Source organism: Streptomyces bugieae (assembly GCF_036352915.1).
In the GTDB taxonomy this organism is placed as follows: Bacteria; Actinomycetota; Actinomycetes; order Streptomycetales; family Streptomycetaceae; genus Streptomyces; species Streptomyces endophytica.
The window spans coordinates 22,757-40,992 of sequence record NZ_JAZBJP010000032.1; the positions used below are offsets into that span (position 1 = coordinate 22,757).

Genomic DNA, 18,236 nt, shown 5'->3' on the forward strand with positions numbered 1-18,236 from the left:
CCCTACGGCACCCCGCGCCCGGGGCCCGTGCGAGGGCCGTCGGAATTCGGTCGGCCGCTGTCGGTGGCGCCCCGTACACTGGGCCCAGCGAGAGGCAGTGATGGGACGAGTAGCGCCGTACGCAGCCAGCAGCGACCCGGGGACGGTGGAAGCCCGGGGGCGTGCGCGGCGTGAAGATCACCCCGGAGCCGCCGGAAGAAAGCTCTGGACAGTGGGCTGCGCCCCACGGGCCGCCGGCCGTCCAGGGCGAGTAGAACCGGCAGCGCGACCCCAATGAGGGGGCGGTGCGACACGCACCGCCAAGGAGGGTGGTACCGCGGGAGCCAGGGCTCTCGTCCCTCCGGACGGAGAAGCAGCAGATGTCCGCCGGAGGAAGCCCCCGATGAGTGAGCAGCCCTTGTACCGCCAGGTACCCGCCCAGGTCGACCTGCCCGCCCTCGAGCACGCCGTGCTCGATTTCTGGCAGGAGCAGAAGATCTTCGCCCGCACCCTCCAGCAGTCCGAGGGCCGGCCCGAGTGGGTCTTCTTCGAGGGCCCGCCGACGGCCAACGGCATGCCCGGCGCGCACCACATCGAGGCCCGCGTCTTCAAGGACGTCTTCCCCCGGTTCCGCACGATGCAGGGCTACCACGTCGACCGCAAGGCCGGCTGGGACTGCCACGGCCTGCCGGTCGAGCTGACCGTCGAGAAGGAGCTCGGCTTCAGCGGCAAGAAGGACATCGAGGCGTACGGCATCGCCGAGTTCAACGCCAAGTGCCGCGAGTCGGTGACCCGGCACACCGACGCCTTCGCCGAGCTCACCACGCGGATGGGCTACTGGACCGACCTCGACAGCCCCTACCGCACCATGGACCCCGACTACATCGAGTCGGTCTGGTGGTCGCTGAAGCAGATCTTCACCAAGGGCCTGCTGGTCCAGGACCACCGCGTCGCCCCGTGGTGCCCGCGCTGCGGTACCGGCCTGTCGGACCACGAGCTGGCGCAGGGCTACGAAACCGTCGTCGACCCCTCGGTCTACGTCCGCCTCCCGCTGACCTCCGGCCCGCTGGCCGGCGAGGCCGCGCTCCTGATCTGGACGACGACCCCCTGGACCCTGGTCTCCAACGTCGCCGCCGCCGCACACCCGGACGTCACGTACGTCGTCGCCACCGACGGCACGGAGAAGCTGGTCGTCGCCGAACCGCTGCTGGAGAAGGCGCTGGGCGAGGGCTGGGAGGCCACCGGCCAGTCCTTCACCGGCCGCGAGATGGAGCGCTGGTCCTACGAGCGCCCGTTCTCCCTGGTCGAGCTGGAGGGCGCCAACTTCGTCGTCAACGCCGAGTACGTCACGACCGACGACGGCACGGGCCTGGTCCACCAGGCCCCGGCCTTCGGTGAGGACGACCTCAAGACCTGCAAGGCGTACGGCCTCCCGGTGGTCAACCCGGTCCGCCCCGACGGCACCTTCGAGGAGGAACTCCCGCTGGTCGGCGGCCAGTTCTTCAAGAAGGCCGACGGCACGCTGGTGGCCGACCTGGACGCCCGCGGCCTGCTCTTCAAGCACATCGCCTACGAGCACAGCTACCCGCACTGCTGGCGCTGCCACACCGCGCTGCTCTACTACGCCCAGCCGTCGTGGTACATCCGCACCACCGCGATCAAGGACGCCCTCCTCCGGGAGAACGAGAACACCAACTGGTTCCCCGAGTCGGTCAAGCACGGCCGCTTCGGCGACTGGCTGAGCAACAACATCGACTGGGCACTGTCCCGCAACCGCTACTGGGGCACCCCGCTGCCCATCTGGCGCTGCGAGGACGACCACCTCACCTGCGTCGGCTCGCTCACCGAGCTGACCGAGCTGACCGGCACCGACCAGTCGGGCCTGGACCCGCACCGCCCGTTCATCGACGCGATCACCTTCGGCTGCCCGCAGGAGGGCTGCGCCCACACCGCCGTGCGCGTCCCGGAGGTCATCGACGCCTGGTACGACTCCGGCTCGATGCCGTTCGCGCAGTGGGGCTACCCGTACCGCAACAAGGAGCTGTTCGAGAAGCGCTACCCGGCGCAGTTCATCTCGGAGGCCATCGACCAGACCCGCGGCTGGTTCTACACGCTGATGGCCGTCGGCACCCTGGTCTTCGACAAGTCCTCGTACGAGAACGTGGTCTGCCTCGGCCACATCCTCGCCGAGGACGGCCGGAAGATGTCCAAGCACCTGGGCAACACCCTTCAGCCGATCCCGCTCATGGACCAGCACGGCGCGGACGCGGTCCGCTGGTTCATGGCGGCCGGCGGTTCGCCGTGGGCCGCCCGCCGGGTGGGCCACAACACCATCCAGGAAGTCGTCCGCAAGACCCTGCTGACGTACTGGAACACCGTCGCCTTCCAGGCGCTGTACGCCCGGACGTCCCAGTGGGCGCCGTCCGCGTCCGACCCGGCCCCGGCCGAGCGGCCGCTGCTGGACCGCTGGCTGCTCGGTGAGCTGAACACCCTCGTCGAGCAGGTCACCGAGTCGCTGGAGACCTTCGACACCCAGCGCGCCGGCAAGCTGCTGTCCACCTTCGTCGACGACCTGTCCAACTGGTACGTCCGCCGCTCGCGCCGCCGCTTCTGGCAGGGCGACGCGGCCGCGCTGCGCACCCTCCACGAGGTCATCGAGACGGTCACCCGCCTGATGGCGCCGCTCACCCCGTTCATCACCGAGCGGGTCTGGCAGGACCTGGTCGCCCCGGTGACCCCGGACGCGCCGGACTCCGTCCACCTCTCCACCTGGCCGGTCGCCGAGCAGTCGCTGATCGACCCGGCGCTCTCCGCCCAGATGGCGCTGGTCCGCCGGCTGGTCGAGCTGGGCCGGGCGACCCGCGCCGAGTCCGGTGTGAAGACCCGCCAGCCGCTGTCCCGCGCGCTGGTCGCGGCCCACGGCTTCGCCGGGCTGCCCGAGGACCTGCGCGCCCAGATCGCCGAGGAGCTGAACGTCAGCTCGCTGGCCTCACTGTCGGAGGTGGGCGGCTCGCTCGTCGACACCACCGCGAAGGCCAACTTCCGTGCGCTGGGCAAGCGGTTCGGCAAGGGCGTCCAGGCGGTCGCCAAGGCCATCGCCGGCGCGGACGCCGCGGCGCTCTCGCTCGCGCTCCGGGAGGGCACGGCGAGCGTCGAGGTCGACGGCGAGACCCTCTCCCTCGCCCCGGACGAGGTGATCATCACCGAAACCCCGCGCGAGGGCTGGTCGGTGGCCTCCGACGCGGGCGCCACGGTCGCCCTGGACCTGGAGATCACCCCCGAGCTGCGCCGGGCCGGTCTGGCCCGGGACGCGATCCGGCTGATCCAGGAGGCGCGGAAGAACAGCGGCCTGGACGTCGCCGACCGGATCGCGCTGCGCTGGGCGTCGTCCGACGAGGAGGTCCGTACGGCCCTCGCCGAGCACGCCGGTCTGATCGCCGAGGAGGTCCTCGCCACGGACTTCGCCCCCGGCGAGCCGGACGGTGGCTACGGCCCGGCCTTCGCCGACGAGGCACTGGCACTGACGTTCCACCTCCGTAAGGCGTAATCCCCGGGGCCCGACCCCGTCCCGAATGCCCCGGTGTGCACCACACCGGGGCATTCGTCATTTCCGTACAGGGAAAGGCAGTTCGGCCCGTTTTGTCGAGAGAGGCACGGCCGCCACCGGCCGGCCCGGGGCGCACCCCGGCAGGTCCGGCACGACGCGCAAAAGGGCCGGGCCCCGAGGGAAGTCCCTCGGGGCCCGGCCCTGATTGCCGACGGTACGCCTCAGGCGGGCGTCAGTTGTCGTCCTCGTCGATGAGGAAGCCCCTCATCGGCGACGGGGTCTGCTGCATCGGCGACGGGCCCTGCGGCCGCACCGGAGCCATCGGCTGGGTCATCGCCGGCGACATCTGCTGCTGACCGCCGTAGGACGGACCGCTGCTGGAGCCGTTGCCCATCGAGTGGTTGCCGCCCATGGTCTGGCCGCCACCCATGGTGTGGTTGCCGCCCATCGTGCCGGCACCGGCCGACGCCATCGACGGGGACGGCGGCAGCGAGGCGGCCGCCGGGGTCCGCGGCGGGGCGAGCGAGTCGTCCGCCTGGTTCTCCAGCTGACGCAGCTGGCTCTCCAGGTAGGACTTCAGCCGGGTGCGGTACTCGCGCTCGAAGCCGCGCAGGTCCTCGACCTTGCGCTCCAGCGTCGCGCGGGCCGACTCCAGCGAGCCCATCGCCACGCGGTGCTTCTCCTGCGCGTCCCGCTCCAGCGCGTCGGCCTTGGCGCGGGCGTCCCGCTCCAGGCCCTCGGCGCGGCTGCGCGCCTCGCCGACGATCTTGTTGGCCTCGGAACGGGCCTCCGCGATCGCCTGGTCGGCGGTCTGCTGCGCCAGCGACAACACGCGCGCGGCGCTGTCACCGCCGGGACCACCCTGCTGCCCGCCGGGCAGCTGCTGCGGGCCGCCGGGGCCGCCCATCGGGCCACCCATCGGACCGCCGGGGCCCATCGGACCGGGACCGTGCGGGCCCTGCGGGCCGTGGCCACCGGGACCAGGAGGCAGCTGCGGTGCACCACCGGGCAGTTGGGGCGGGCCACCCATCCCCTGCTGCTGCGGCGGGACCGGCTGCGGACCGGATATGGCGGCGGGCACGGGAGCCCCCGGACGCTGCTGCTGCTCCTGCTGCTGGTCCGGTCCCTTGCGCAGACCCTGCTGCTGCTGGTTCTGCGCGGCGGCGCGAGTGGCGGCGGCCAGCTTCGCGCGAAGGTCCTCGTTCTCCCGCAGGAGCCGGGTCAGTTCGGCTTCGACCTCATCGAGGAAGGCATCGACCTCGTCCTCGTCATAGCCTTCTCGGAGGCGGACGGTCGTGAACTGCTTGTTCCGCACGTCCTCGGGGGTCAACGGCATCTCTACTTCACCTCAACGTAGTCGTCGGCAATCGGCAAGACCGTATCGTTCACACCAACAACACCGACCTCACGACGGTGATCAGGATGTAGACGATGATCATCAATACGAAGAAGGACAGGTCGAGCGCCACGCCCCCGAGACGCAGCGGCGGGATTACCCGCCGCAGAAGCTTGAGTGGCGGATCAGTGACAGTGTAGGCGGCCTCCAGAATGACCACCATCGCCTTGCCGGGTTGCCATGAACGGGCGAACTGGAAGACATAGTCCATCACCAGCCGGAAGATCAACACGATCAGGAAGCAGTACAGCGCGATATAGATCACCTGACCAGCGACACTCATCTCGCGCGTCCCTCTCCCCTTGCCTCTGTGTCGGCCCTACGGCCTCGGTGTGCCCGGTGTTGCGTCTCAGCTCTGGTTGAAGAACCCGCCCTCTGCGATACGGGCCTTGTCCTCCGCCGTGACATCGACGTTAGCAGGCGACAACAGGAACACCTTCTGCGTCACCCGCTCGATGCTGCCGTGAAGACCAAACACCAAACCGGCCGCAAAGTCGACAAGTCGCTTCGCATCGGTGTCATCCATCTCTGTGAGATTCATGATCACCGGAGTGCCCTCACGGAAGTGTTCCCCGATGGTACGGGCTTCGTTGTAGGTCCGGGGGTGCAGCGTGGTGATGCGGTAGGGCTCCCGCTCGGACACAACCTTGGGCATGATCACCGGTGCGTTCTTCTCCAGATTCGGACGGTCGGGTGTGATGGATGACACGGGGGCGATTCGCGCGGGTCGTCCGTTTTCCGGGGCGAGCGGGGCGGGTTCGCGTTGCGCCGGGGGCGTCACGGCACGGACGGGTTCGTCCCGTTCCGGGCGTGTTTCGGCCTGCACTTGGTGCTGTTGCCGCCGTCCCCGGTCGGGTTCCGGGTCGAGCTCGGGCTCGAACTCGTCGTCGGGGTCGAACCCCCGGCCGTCGTACCCATCGTCCTCCACGAGGCCGAGGTAGACCGCCATCTTGCGCATCGCGCCGGCCATTCTCTGCGTCCTCCGCTCTGTGGTGGATCGGCTCCGTCACCAGGGCCTTGGATCCACGCGGCCTCCCCGCTTTCTGCGGAAATGACCATATATTGTGCTGTGGTCCGACTTGCTTGGCGACGTTACCCGAGCCGTGGTCGGACTCCGAGTACCGCGGTACCGACGCGCACATGTGTCGCTCCGGCCGCCACGGCGTCCTCGAGGTCCGCGCTCATGCCTGCTGACACCATGTTGGCAGCAGGATGGGTGGCGCGCAGGTCGGTTGAGATTTCCATGAGCCGTTCGAATGCGGCGAGTTGGCGGCCCGCGTACGGCCCGGCCAGCGGCGCGACCGTCATCACGCCGTCCAGGCGCAGCCCTTCGGCCCCGGCGATCGCCTCCGCCAGCGCCGGAACGCGGTCCGGCGCCACACCGCCCCGGTCGCCCTGCTGGCCCGACTCGGCGTCAAGTGCCACCTGGACGAGGCATCCGAGCTCACGGCCCGCGCGAACGGCTTCCCTGGAGAGCGCGGTGACCAGTCGCGCCCGGTCGACCGACTGCACAATTCCGGCATAACTCGCCACGGACCGCACCTTGTTGGTCTGCAACTGACCGACGAAGTGCCAAGTAAGCGGCAAATCAGTGCATTCGGCGGCCTTGGGTGCCGCCTCCTGGTCGCGGTTCTCGGCGACCTGGCGCACCCCCAGTTCCGCCAGCAGCCGGACGTCGCTCGCGGGGTAGGTCTTGGTGACGACGATGAGCGTCACCTCGTCCCGCGGCCGGCCGGCCTTGGCGCAGGCGGCGGAGATACGTTCCTCCACCCGCGCCAGGTTGGTCGCCAGTTCCGTTCTACGGTCGTCCGTCACAGCTCGCCGTCCAGCCACACGTAACTCGCGAGCCGCCCGGTCGTGCGGTCCCGCCGATAGGAGAAGTGATCCGCGGATTCCCGTGTGCAGACCGGCGGGATGTGGGGATCGTCACGCACCGGCACGCCCGCCGCGGCGAGTTGGGCCCGTACGCCTGCGGTGACGTCCACCGCCGGGGTGCCCCAGCTGGTCGTCGCGTGCGCCTCGGGCACCACCGCCGCGACGTCGGACCGCATCCGGTCGGGCACCTCGTAGCAGCGCCCGCAGATCGCCGGTCCGGTGTACGCGAGGATCCGGGCCGGCTCCGCGCCCAGTTCGGTCATCGCCTCGACTGCCGCCGGTACGACGCCGGCGACCAGGCCGGGCCGGCCGGCGTGTGCCGCTCCGGTGATGCCCGCGACCGGGTCGGCGAGCAGCACCGGGGTGCAGTCGGCGGTCAGAACGGCGAGCACGAGACCCCGGCGGGCCGTCACCACCGCGTCCACGCAGGGGACGTCGGCGTCGCGCCAGGGGCCGTCGACCACCGCCACGTCCCGGCCGTGGACCTGGTTCATCCAGATCACCGCGGCCGGGTCGAGACCGAGCGCGCCGGCCGCGCGGGCGCGGTTGGTGCGGACGGCCTGCGGGTCGTCGCCGACCGCGCCCCCCAGGTTGAGCTGCTCATACGGAGCGGCGCTCACCCCGCCCCACCTGTCGGTGAAGGCGAAGTGCGCGCCGCTCTCGTGGTGCTGTTGCCCTATCACTTCGGTGCTTTACGTCACTTCAGGAAGTCGGGAACGTCGAGTTCCTCGGCCGCGCTGTCGGAGTACGACGGACGGGCCGGGGGAACCTGCGGCCCGCTCGACGGGGTGGAGGCGACCTCGCCCAGCGTGGACGACGGCTCGGCGGCCGGCTCACCACGCTCCGCGGAGGCCCCGGCGTCCCGTACGGGGACGGAGCCCAGGCCGCCGAAGGACGACGGGGTGCGGGGCTCGGGCGGGGCGGCCGGACGGCTGGCGGCCGGGGCCGGCTCCTCGCGCTTCGGGGACGACAGGGCGGCCTGCGCATCGCGGCGGGCCGGCGGCTGGCCGCCGTCGAAGCCCGCGGCGATGACGGTGACCCGGACCTCGTCGCCCAGCGCGTCGTCGATGACCGCGCCGAAGATGATGTTGGCCTCCGGGTGCGCGGCCTCGCTGACCAGCTGGGCGGCCTCGTTGATCTCGAAGAGACCGAGGTCGGAGCCGCCGGAGATGGACAGCAGCACACCGCGGGCGCCGTCGATGGACGCCTCCAGGAGCGGCGAGGAGATCGCCATCTCCGCGGCGGCCACCGCGCGGTCGTCGCCGCGCGCCGAGCCGATGCCCATGAGGGCCGAGCCGGCCTCCGACATCACGGACTTGACGTCGGCGAAGTCGAGGTTGATCAGGCCCGGCGTGGTGATCAGGTCGGTGATGCCCTGGACACCCGACAGCAGCACCTGGTCCGCGGACTTGAACGCGTCGAGCACGCTCACCTGGCGGTCCGAGATGGACAGCAGCCGGTCGTTGGGGATCACGATGAGGGTGTCGACCTCTTCGCGCAGCTGGGCGATGCCGTCCTCGGCCTGGTTGGCGCGACGGCGGCCCTCGAAGGTGAACGGCCGGGTGACCACACCGATCGTCAGGGCGCCCAGCGAGCGGGCGATGTTGGCGACGACGGGTGCGCCGCCGGTGCCGGTGCCGCCGCCCTCGCCCGCGGTCACGAAGACCATGTCGGCCCCCTTGAGGACCTCCTCGATCTCCTCGCGGTGGTCCTCGGCCGCCTTGCGCCCCACGTCCGGGTTGGCGCCGGCGCCGAGGCCGCGGGTCATTTCGCGGCCGACGTCGAGCTTGACGTCGGCGTCGCTCATCAGCAGCGCCTGCGCATCGGTATTGATCGCGATGAACTCGACGCCCTTGAGCCCGACCTCGATCATCCGGTTGATGGCGTTCACGCCACCGCCGCCGATGCCGACGACCTTGATGACTGCGAGGTAGTTCTGCGGTGCTGCCACGTCGAAGGCCTCTCGCCTCGAGTTACGTGTCGTCGCCGCACTTGCGCGTGGACGCCGACTGATGCCGATTGGGACGGTCCGTATCGCCGACCCGAACCCTAACGTTGAAGTTTAGGGTTACCTGTGCCTGTGTTCCTTGGTTCCATAGTCCCTTTGGAACGAGACACTAAGTCGACAAGGCGCGCCCGTTCAACGAACACGCCGAACCTCCCGTTTTTCTTTTCACCCTATGTGATCACCCATAGTCGTAGCCATCCAGGGTGCTGGCCTGCGACTTGGTACGTCAACTCCCCGACACCGCAGGGGCGCTGGGGACCGAGACGTCGAAGTGCCGGGCGGTTCGGGCCGCTTTCAGCAGCGCGACCAGCACCTTCGCCTTTTCGGCGCCCTGTTCGCGACTGCCCCAGGCGACCGTGCGCCCGCCGGCCAGTTCGACGCTGATGGCGTCATATGACCGCACTCGGACCTTGCGTACGTCTTTGCGTACGACTGGGGGCAGGTCCTGAGCGACCTCGACCGCCGCGCGCCGCAACCGGTCGGGACCGAACTGGCGCAGACTCGGGGAGTCGGAAACGGACATTTCCAGAAGCGGAATGCCCTTGGGAGCGGTGGCGACGGTGGCGAACCGGACGCCCTCGGCGTCCACTTCGGCAAACTTTCCGCCCGTTTGCATCAGCAGTTCCGGGGTTCTTTCCGTCACTTTGAGACTGATGGTGTGCGGCCAGGACCGTTCCACGTCAACGGTCTTGATGCGCGGCAGCCGGGCGCGCAGCCGGTGTTCGAGGGCGTCGGTGTCCACCGAGACCAGCGGGGCGTCCATCGGGGCGTGCGCCGCCGCGACGACCTCACGCGGGGTCAGGACATCGGTGCCGGTGGCCCGGACGCGCTCCAGCCGCAGCCAGTCGGACGCGTAGAGCGCCCAGACGCCGAACGCGCCGAGCACCACCGCGAGGACCAGGATGATGATCAGACCGCGGCGGCCCGGCGCGCGACGGGGCAGGCGCACCCAGCGGAGTCTTCGCCCGCGCACCTCCGCGGAGGAGGGCGGGCCGGACGGTGACTTCTTCTCGCCGCGCCGGGCGGTTGTCGGTCCGGCCACGCTCCCTGCCTTCTCTCGTGCGCTACTTGCGGTGCTGCTCGATCGCCTCGTACACCATGCCGACCAGCAGTTCATCGGCGTCCCGGCGGCCGAACTCGGAGGCCGCGCGGGACATCTCGTACAGCCGGTGCGGATCGGCCAGGACCGGGAGCACGTTGCCCTGCACCCAGTCCGGGGTCAGCTGGGCGTCGTCGACCAGCAGGCCCCCGCCGGCGTTGACCAGCGGCTGGGCGTTCAGCCGCTGCTCGCCGTTGCCGATGGGCAGCGGGACGAACGCGGCCGGCAGCCCGACGGCGGACAACTCGGCGACGGTCATCGCGCCCGCGCGGCAGAGCATCATGTCCGCCGCGGCGTACGCGAGATCCATCCGGTCCACGTACGGTACCGGGACATAGGGTGGCATCCCGGGCATGTTGTCCACATGCGGCAATTCGTTCTTCGGACCGACCGCATGGAGCACCTGGATGCCGGCCCGCTGGAGGGCCGGCACGGCGGCCTGGATGACCTCGTTCAGCCGGCGGGCACCCTGGGAGCCACCGGACACCAGCAGGGTCGGCAGGTTGGGGTCGAGGCCGAAGGCGGCGCGCGCCTCGGGGCGGACCGCGGCCCGGTCGAGGGTGGCGATGGTGCGACGCAGTGGGATGCCGACGTAGCGGGCGCCGCGCAGCTTGCTGTCGGGGGTGCTGACGGCGACGAATTTCGCGTACCGCGAACCGATCTTGTTGGCCAGGCCGGGGCGGGCGTTGGCCTCGTGGACGATGATCGGCACGCCGAGCCGCTTGGCGGCCAGATAGCCGGGCAGCGCCACGTAGCCGCCGAAGCCGACCACGCAGTCCGCCTTGGTGCGCTCCAGGATCTGCTCGGCGGCCTTGATCGTGCCGCGCAGCCGCCCGGGGACGGTGATCAGTTCGGGGGTGGGCTTGCGCGGCAGCGGGACGGCCGGGATGAGGCCCAGCTCATAGCCGCGCTCCGGGACGAGCCGGGTCTCCAGCCCCTTCTCCGTGCCGAGTGCCGTGATCCCCACGGTGGGGTCCTGCCTCCGCAGTGCGTCCGCGAGGGCGAGCGCGGGCTCGATGTGGCCGGCGGTCCCCCCACCGGCGAGTACGACATGCACCGAAATTCACCGCTCTCCGGACGGCCGCTTCTTGACGCGCCGTCTCATCGTCTTCCATCTCACCCCAGCCGGTTTCCTGCCGAAAACCGGCTTCCGCGTAGCCAGCGCGGCCAGTGCCGCCCGTGCGGCGGGCTCGTCACGCGCGAAGGCGATCAGCAGCCCGACGGCGAACATCGTCGGCAGCAGGGCGGAGCCTCCGTAGGAGAACAGCGGGAGCGGGACACCGGCGATCGGCAGCAGACCGAGCACCGCACCGATGTTGACCACGGCCTGGGCCGTGATCCAGGTGGTCACGCCTCCCGCGGCGTACCGTACGAAGGGGTCCTCCGTGCGTCCGGCCACGCGGATACCCGCATAGCCTAGAGCCGCGAAGAGGGCGAGGACCGACAGCGTCCCCGCCAGACCCAGTTCCTCCCCGGTGATGGCGAAGATGAAGTCGGTGTGCGGTTCAGGGAGTTCACCCCATTTTTCCATACTTGCGCCCAGGCCGGAACCGAAGAATCCGCCGGAGGCCAGGGCGTAGATCCCGTGCACGGCCTGCCAGCACTGGTCACCGGGGCCCGGATCGGTCGCGCCGATGCAGGCCAGCCGGGACATCCGGTTGGCGCTGGTCTTGATCAGCAGTGCGCCGATCACCGTCGCGGTGCCCAGCACGCCGACGAACAGCCGGGTCGGCGCACCGGCCAGCCACAGCAGCCCGAAGAGGATCGCCGTGAGAATGATCGCGGTGCCCATGTCGCCGCCGAGCATGATCAGGCCGAGCAGCAGGAACGCCACCGGGATCAGCGGTACCAGTAGGTGCTTCCACTGCACCAGCAGCTTCTTGTCATGCTTGCGGGCCAGCAGGTCGGCGCCCCACAGGACCAGCGCGAGCTTGGCGAACTCGCTCGGTTGCATCTGGAAAGGGCCGCCGAGGTTGATCCAGTTCTGGTTGCCGTTGACCGCGACCCCTATGCCCGGAATCTGCACCAGGCACATCAGGAAGACCGAGATCGTGAGCAGTGGATAGGCCAGCGTACGGTGCATCCGGACCGGCATCCGGGTGGCGATCAGCAGCAGCCCGCCGCCGAGCACGGCCGCGAGCAACTGTTTGCGGAAGAAGAACGACGGGGCGAGGCCGGACTGCAGCGCCTTGATCTGGGACGCCGAGTAGACCATCACCAGGCCCAGGACCGTGATCAGCAGACTGCCGCCGAGGATCAGGTAGTACGCGGTCAGCGGACGGTCCCAGGCGCGCTTCAGCCGGTCCAGCAGCCGCCGCGGACCACCGGCCGACGGACGGCCGCCACGCGCCGGGCGCGCCGTCGCGGGCCGGCGGGGCGGACGGGCGGGGGCGGACGGGCGCCCGCCCGCTCGCGCCGACGATTTCGCGCCCGGTCGGGCGGACGATCCCCCGCCCGCTCTGCCTGCGTCCGCCGATCGGGCCGTCATCCTCGTCCCCTCCAGGTGCGCTCGCCGCCGGCAGCCGGCGGCCACGGGGAGAAACGGTCTACTGGTCCCTCGCGGTCAGCTCGCGGACCGCGTCGGCGAAGGCGTCGCCCCGCTTGTTGTAATTGACGAACATGTCCATCGAGGCACAGGCCGGAGCCAGCAGGACGGTGTCGCCGGGCTGGGCCAGACGGGTCGCTTCCCGGACGGCCTCGGGCATCGCCCCAGTGTCGGTCCGGTCGAGGTCGACGACCGGGACCTCGGGGGCGTGTCGCGCCAGGGCTTCGCGAATCAGCGCCCGATCGGCGCCGATCAGCACCACCCCGCGCAGCCGGGCCACCGCCGTCTTCACCAGCTCGTCGAAGGTCGCGCCCTTGGCGAGCCCGCCGGCGATCCACACGATGTGCTCGTACGCCGCCAGCGACGCCTCGGCGGCGTGCGTGTTGGTGGCCTTGGAGTCGTCGATGTAGCGGACGCCGTCGATCTCCGCGATGTGCTGGATGCGGTGGGCCTCCGGGTGGAAGGCGCGCAGTCCGTCGCGCACCGCGGCCGGGCTGACGCCGTAGGCCCGGGCCAGCGCGGCGGCCGCGAGGGCGTTGGCGACGTTGTGCGGGGCGGCGGGCCCGGAGCCGGGGGCGATGTCGGAGACCTCGGCGAGCTCCTGGGCCTGCTTCTGCCGGTTCTCGACGAAGGCGCGGTCGACGAGGATGCCGTCGACGACACCGAGTTCGGAGGGGCCCGGGGTGCCGAGGGTGAAGCCGATGGCGCGGCAGCCCTCCTCGACGTCGGCCTCGCGCACCAGGTCCTCGGTGGCCCGGTCGGCCACGTTGTAGACGCAGGCGACGCGGTTGCCCTCGTAGATCCGGCCCTTGTCGGCGGCGTACGCCGCCATGGAGCCGTGCCAGTCGAGGTGGTCGGGGGCGAGGTTGAGGACCGCGGCGGAGTGCGCGCGCAGCGACGGGGCCCAGTGCAGCTGGTAGCTGGAGAGCTCGACGGCGAGCACGTCGTAGGGGCGGGCGCCGTCCTTGCCCTGGTTCAGCACGACGTCGACGATCGGGGTGCCGATGTTGCCGACGGCCGTGGTGTGCAGGCCCTCGGCCTCCAGGATGGCGGCGAGCATCCGGACGGTGGTGGTCTTGCCGTTCGTGCCGGTGACCGCGAGCCAGTCGGCCGCGTCCGGACCGCGCAGCCGCCAGGCGATCTCCACGTCGCCGACGACGTCCACACCGGCCGCCGCGGCCGCCGCGAACAGCGGGCTGTCCGGCTTCCAGCCGGGCGAGGTGACGACCAGGTCGGTGCCCTCGGGCAGGGTCTCGCCGTCGCCGAGGCGGACGGCGATCCCGGCCGCCTCCAGCTCGCGCGCGGATTCCTGCTGCTTCTCGCCCGCGCCGCCGTCCACGACCGTGACGCGGGCGCCGAGGCCGGCCAGGGCGCGGGCGGCACTGATGCCGCTCACGCCGAGGCCGGCGACGGTGACGTTCATGCCGGCGAACCCCTCGGGGATCCGGTCCGGGTCGTGCGTGGTCACTTCGCTGCCTGCCAGCCGCCGTAGAAGATGCCGAGTCCCACGATGACGCACATGCCCTGGATGATCCAGAACCTGACCACCACAAGGACTTCGGACCACCCCTTGAGTTCGAAGTGGTGCTGTAGTGGCGCCATCCGGAAGACCCGCTTGCCGGTCATCTTGAAGGAGCCGACCTGGATGACCACGGACATGGTGATCAGGACGAACAGGCCGCCCAGGAGGGCGAGCAGCAGCTCCGTGCGGGAGCAGATGGCCAGGCCGGCGAGCGCGCCGCCCAGGGCCAGCGAGCCGGTGTCCCCCATGAAGATCTTGGCGGGCGAGGTGTTCCACCACAGGAAGCCGAAGCAGGCGCCCATCAAGGCGGAGGCCACGACCGCCAGGTCGAGGGGGTCGCGGACCTCGTAACAGCCCGGTCCGGCGGTGATCTGGTTGGCGCAGGACTCCTGGTGCTGCCAGATGCCGATGAAGGTGTACGCGCCGAAGACCATCACCGAGGCGCCGGTGGCCAGGCCGTCGAGGCCGTCGGTGAGGTTCACGCCGTTGGACATCGCCAGGATCATGAACAGCGCCCAGATGACGAAGAGCACCGGGCCGATCTGCCAGCCGAAGTCCTGGGTGAAGGACAGCCGGTCCGAGGCCGGGGTCTGTCCGCGCAGGTCCGCGAACTGCAGCGAGAGCACCGCGAAGGCGATACCGACGATCAGCTGGCCGGCCATCTTCGCCTTGGCCCGCAGACCCAGCGAACGCTGCTTGACGATCTTGATGTAGTCGTCGAGGAAGCCGACCAGGCCCATCCCCGCGAAGAGGAAGAGCACCAGCACGCCCGAGAACGTCGGGTCGCTGGAGGTGATCACCTTCGTGATGACGTAGGCGATGATCGTCGCCAGGATGAAGGAGATGCCACCCATGGTGGGCGTCCCCTTCTTGCTGCCGTGGGTGCGCGGGCCGTCATCGCGGATGAACTGCCCGTACCCCTTCTTGGCCAGCAGTTTGATCAGCAGCGGGGTGCCGATCAGGGTCAGGAAGAGCCCGATCATTCCGGAGAAGAGGATCTGCTTCATCGAGTTCATCGGGCTGCGGCTCCACCCTCGGCGCCCGCGGCGCCCGACAGCCCTGCGTCATCCAGCAGTGCTGCGGCGACCCGCTCCAGCCCCACCGACCTGGACGCCTTCACCAGCACGACGTCTCCCGGCCGCAGCTCGCTGCGCAACAGGTCGACCGCCGCCCGCGTGTCGGACACGTGCACCGACTCCTCACCCCACGAACCCTCGTTCTTGGCGCCCATGTCGAGCCAGGCCGCTTCCCTGCCGCCGACCGCCACGAGCTTGCTGACGTTGAGCCGGACGACCAGGCGCCCGACCGCGTCGTGTTCGGCGAGTGACTCCTCGCCCAGCTCGGCCATCTCACCGAGCACCGCCCACGTACGACCGCCCTTGGCCTGTCTGGCTGCGCCCATGGCGACCAGCGCACGCAGCGCCGCTCGCATGGACTCGGGGTTCGCGTTGTAGGCGTCGTTGACGACCGTCACGCCGTCCGCGCGCTCGGTGACCTCCATACGCCAGCGGGAGAGCGTGCCGGCTTCGGAGAGCGCGGTGGCGATCTCGTCTACGGGCATGCCCAACTCATGGGCGACGGCGGCCGCGGCGAGCGCGTTCGACACGTGGTGCTCACCGTACAGCCGCATGGTCACATCGCTGCACCCGGAGGGTGTGTGAAGCGTGAAAGCGGGCTGTCCGAGCTCCGTGAGCCGGACATTCACGGCGCGTACGGCGGCGTCCTCGGCCTCGCCGAACAGCACCGTGCGGGCCTTGGTGCGGGCCGTCATGGCGCGGACGTACGGGTCGTCGGCGTTGAGCACCGCGATCCCGCCGTCCTCGGCCGCGGGCAGCGCCTCGACGAGTTCGCCCTTTGCCTCCGCGATCTGCGCGCGGCCGCCGAACTCGCCGATGTGCGCGGAGCCGACGTTGAGCACCACGCCGATCCGGGGCGGGGTCAGCGCGGCGAGGTAGCGGATGTGGCCGACGCCGCGGGCGCCCATCTCCAGCACGAGGTGACGGGTCGTCTCATCGGCGCGCAGCGCGGTCAGCGGCAGCCCGATCTCGTTGTTGAGGTTGCCCTCGGGCCAGACGGTCGGGCCGTGCCGCTGCAGCAGTTGGGCGATCAGGTCCTTGGTGCTGGTCTTGCCGGCCGAGCCGGTCAGGCCCACGACGGTGGTGCCCAGCCGCTCGACGACGGCGCGGGCGAGTGCGCCGAGCGCGGCGGTGACGTCGTGCACGACGATCGCCGGGACGCCGAGGGGGCGGGCGGCCAGTACGGCCACCGCGCCGGCCTCGACGGCGCCGCGGGCGAAGTCATGGCCGTCGACGCGTTCCCCGGCGAAGGCCACGAACAGGCCGCCGGGGCGGACCGCCCGGGAGTCGGCGACGACCGGTCCGGTGACCTGGCGGTCGGCGTCCGGTATGTCGTACTGCTGCCCGCCGACGATGCTCGCGATCTCGGCGAGGGACAGGGAGATCACAGGTCACCCCCGGCGAGCGGCGAGCGGTGACGGGGAATCGGTTGTGCGCGCATGGCGGAGTGTCATCCCTGGTGTTTCGGGTGCGGTGACGTCTGGGAAGCCTCGATGGCCTCGCGCAGCACCTGGCGGTCGTCGAAGGGGCGCACCACTCCGGCGATGTCCTGGCCCTGCTCGTGGCCCTTGCCCGCGACGATCACGGTGTCGCCGGGCTCGGCGCGGGCGACGGCGGCGGCGATGGCGGCGGCCCGCTCTTCTTCCACCAGGACCGTGCCGCGTTCGTGGATCGGGACCTCCGCGGCGCCCGCCAGCATGGTGGCGAGGATCGCGAGCGGGTCCTCGCCCCGCGGATTGTCGGAGGTCAGGATGGCCGTGTCGGCGAGGCGGGCGACCGCGGCACCCATGGGGGCGCGCTTGTGCGGGTCGCGGTCGCCGCCGCAGCCGAGGACGGCGTGCAGCTTGCCGTCGGTGACCTTGCGCAGCGCGCGCAGGACCGATTCGACGGCGTCGGTCTTGTGGGCGTAGTCGACCACCGCCAGGTACGGCTGGCCGGCGTCGACGCGCTCCAGGCGGCCGGGGACGCCGGGCACCGCGGCGACGCCGTCGGCCGCGGTCTGCGGGTCGATGCCGGCGACGACCAGTGCGGTGATCGCGGCGAGCGCGTTGGCGACGTTGAACGGGCCGGCGATCGGGGAGGCGGCGCGCAGCGTCTGCCCGTCGGGGCCGTGCACGGTGAAGGTGGAGCCGAGCGCGCCGACCTCGACGTCGGAGGCGCGCCAGTCGGCGTCCGGGTGGCCCTCGGCGGAGAAGGTGGTGACCGGGACCTCGGACTCGCCCTCGGCCAGCCGCCGGCCGTATTCGTCGTCGAGGTTGACCACGCCGGCCCGGCTGCGGGCCTTGGTGAACAGCTGGGCCTTGGCCTGGAAGTAGTCCTCCATCCCGGAGTGGAACTCCATGTGCTCCGGGCTGAGGTTGTTGAAGATCGCGACGTCGAAGACGCAGCCGTCGACCCGGCCGAGGACCAGGGCGTGGCTGGAGACCTCCATGGCGAGGGCGCGGACGCCGCGCTCGCGCATCACGGCGAACAGGGCCTGCAGGTCGGTGGCCTCGGGGGTGGTGCGCTCGGACTTGATCCGCTCGTCACCGATCCGGGTCTCCACGGTGCCGATCAGGCCGGTCAGCCCGCCGTCGGGGCGCTTGGCCGCGGCGGCCCGCAGCCCGCCCTCGATGAGGTAGGCGGTGGTGGTCTTGCCGGAGGTGCCGGTGATGCCGATCTGGAGCAGGTCCTCGCCCGGCGCGCCGTAGATGGAGACGGCCAGGGCGCCCATCCGTCCGCGCGGGTTGTCGACGACGAGGACCGGCAGGCCGGTGGCGGCCGCGCGGTCGGCGCCGGACGGGTCCGTCAGGATCGCCGCGGCACCGAGGTCGGCGGCCTGGGCGACGAAGTCGGCGCCGTGCAGCCGGGCGCCGGGCAGCGCCGCGTAGACGTCGCCGGGGCGGACCGCCCGGGAGTCGTGCGTGATGCCGGTGACGTGGGCCTCTGCATGCTCGGGTGCGAGCGCGGGGGTGCCCAGCTGCTCGGCGAGGTCCGCCAGGGGGGTGGGGCGGACGTGGTCAGGGCGCGGCGCTCCCGGGTAGGTGCCGGGGCCACCCTTCTGAGCGTGCGGGGCGTTCGGGGACTGATCAGCGTGTGACACGGCGGTGAGCGTACCGGGCCGATCGGGCCCGGGGCGAAGTGAGGGCCGTGTGGGGGCGCGGTCGGCGGGCTCGGGGAGGCCGTCGGGGGTGATGGTCGTCACGGCGG

General features: G+C 71.0%; 14 protein-coding genes. 1 reads left to right on the forward strand and 13 read right to left on the reverse strand.

The genetic code is table 11. The features are described 5' to 3' along the window. Positions 1-382: 382 nt before the first annotated feature. On the forward strand, positions 383-3,526 hold the full coding sequence (gene ileS, locus V2J85_RS32460; RefSeq protein WP_261952018.1) for an isoleucine--tRNA ligase: 3,144 nt from the start codon (positions 383-385) through the stop codon (positions 3,524-3,526). 232 nt (positions 3,527-3,758) lie between these two features. Here ileS and V2J85_RS32465 read toward each other — a convergent pair whose 3' ends face one another. The 13 genes from V2J85_RS32465 to V2J85_RS32525 all read right to left on the reverse strand — a co-directional run bounded on the left by V2J85_RS32465 (position 3,759) and on the right by V2J85_RS32525 (position 18,231). Continuing rightward, the gene (locus V2J85_RS32465; RefSeq protein ID WP_330823592.1) at positions 3,759-4,862 is read right to left on the reverse strand and encodes a DivIVA domain-containing protein; all 1,104 of its coding nucleotides are present in this window, start codon (positions 4,860-4,862) and stop codon (positions 3,759-3,761) included. Between the two features lie 49 nt (positions 4,863-4,911). Next, on the reverse strand, positions 4,912-5,205 hold the full coding sequence (locus V2J85_RS32470; protein ID WP_030415214.1) for a YggT family protein: 294 nt from the start codon (positions 5,203-5,205) through the stop codon (positions 4,912-4,914). 66 nt (positions 5,206-5,271) lie between these two features. Beyond that, positions 5,272-5,892, reverse strand: a complete 621-nt coding sequence (gene sepF / locus V2J85_RS32475; RefSeq protein WP_030415215.1) for a cell division protein SepF — start codon at positions 5,890-5,892, stop codon at positions 5,272-5,274. A gap of 122 nt (positions 5,893-6,014) precedes the next feature. Further along, positions 6,015-6,737 (reverse strand): YggS family pyridoxal phosphate-dependent enzyme, encoded by a 723-nt coding sequence (locus V2J85_RS32480; protein WP_261952016.1) that lies wholly within the window; start codon positions 6,735-6,737, stop codon positions 6,015-6,017. Continuing rightward, a complete protein-coding gene (gene pgeF / locus V2J85_RS32485; protein ID WP_330823593.1) occupies positions 6,734-7,480 on the reverse strand; it encodes a peptidoglycan editing factor PgeF in 747 nt (248 codons plus the stop codon). The genes V2J85_RS32480 and pgeF overlap by 4 nt, the downstream gene beginning before the upstream one ends. A gap of 14 nt (positions 7,481-7,494) precedes the next feature. Further along, complete coding sequence (ftsZ, locus tag V2J85_RS32490; protein WP_261952014.1) at positions 7,495-8,748, reverse strand: cell division protein FtsZ; 1,254 nt, start codon at positions 8,746-8,748, stop codon at positions 7,495-7,497. Between the two features lie 283 nt (positions 8,749-9,031). Next, positions 9,032-9,847: a cell division protein FtsQ/DivIB gene (locus V2J85_RS32495; RefSeq protein WP_330823594.1), complete on the reverse strand. Its 816-nt coding sequence runs from the start codon at positions 9,845-9,847 to the stop codon at positions 9,032-9,034. A 22-nt stretch (positions 9,848-9,869) separates the two neighbouring features. Beyond that, complete coding sequence (gene murG, locus V2J85_RS32500) at positions 9,870-10,961, reverse strand: undecaprenyldiphospho-muramoylpentapeptide beta-N-acetylglucosaminyltransferase (RefSeq protein ID WP_030415220.1); 1,092 nt, start codon at positions 10,959-10,961, stop codon at positions 9,870-9,872. A gap of 6 nt (positions 10,962-10,967) precedes the next feature. Continuing rightward, positions 10,968-12,392 (reverse strand): putative lipid II flippase FtsW, encoded by a 1,425-nt coding sequence (gene ftsW / locus V2J85_RS32505; protein WP_265363110.1) that lies wholly within the window; start codon positions 12,390-12,392, stop codon positions 10,968-10,970. 58 nt (positions 12,393-12,450) lie between these two features. Beyond that, positions 12,451-13,872, reverse strand: coding sequence for a UDP-N-acetylmuramoyl-L-alanine--D-glutamate ligase (gene murD, locus V2J85_RS32510; RefSeq protein ID WP_261957164.1), 1,422 nt, complete (start codon positions 13,870-13,872; stop codon positions 12,451-12,453). A gap of 41 nt (positions 13,873-13,913) precedes the next feature. Continuing rightward, entirely contained in the window at positions 13,914-14,978 is a 1,065-nt protein-coding gene (mraY, locus tag V2J85_RS32515) for a phospho-N-acetylmuramoyl-pentapeptide-transferase (RefSeq protein ID WP_261957163.1), read from the reverse strand. A 5-nt stretch (positions 14,979-14,983) separates the two neighbouring features. After that, positions 14,984-16,435: a UDP-N-acetylmuramoyl-tripeptide--D-alanyl-D-alanine ligase gene (locus V2J85_RS32520; RefSeq protein ID WP_261952011.1), complete on the reverse strand. Its 1,452-nt coding sequence runs from the start codon at positions 16,433-16,435 to the stop codon at positions 14,984-14,986. A gap of 62 nt (positions 16,436-16,497) precedes the next feature. Beyond that, the gene (locus V2J85_RS32525; RefSeq protein WP_330823595.1) at positions 16,498-18,231 is read right to left on the reverse strand and encodes a UDP-N-acetylmuramoyl-L-alanyl-D-glutamate--2,6-diaminopimelate ligase; all 1,734 of its coding nucleotides are present in this window, start codon (positions 18,229-18,231) and stop codon (positions 16,498-16,500) included. Positions 18,232-18,236 lie beyond the last annotated feature (5 nt).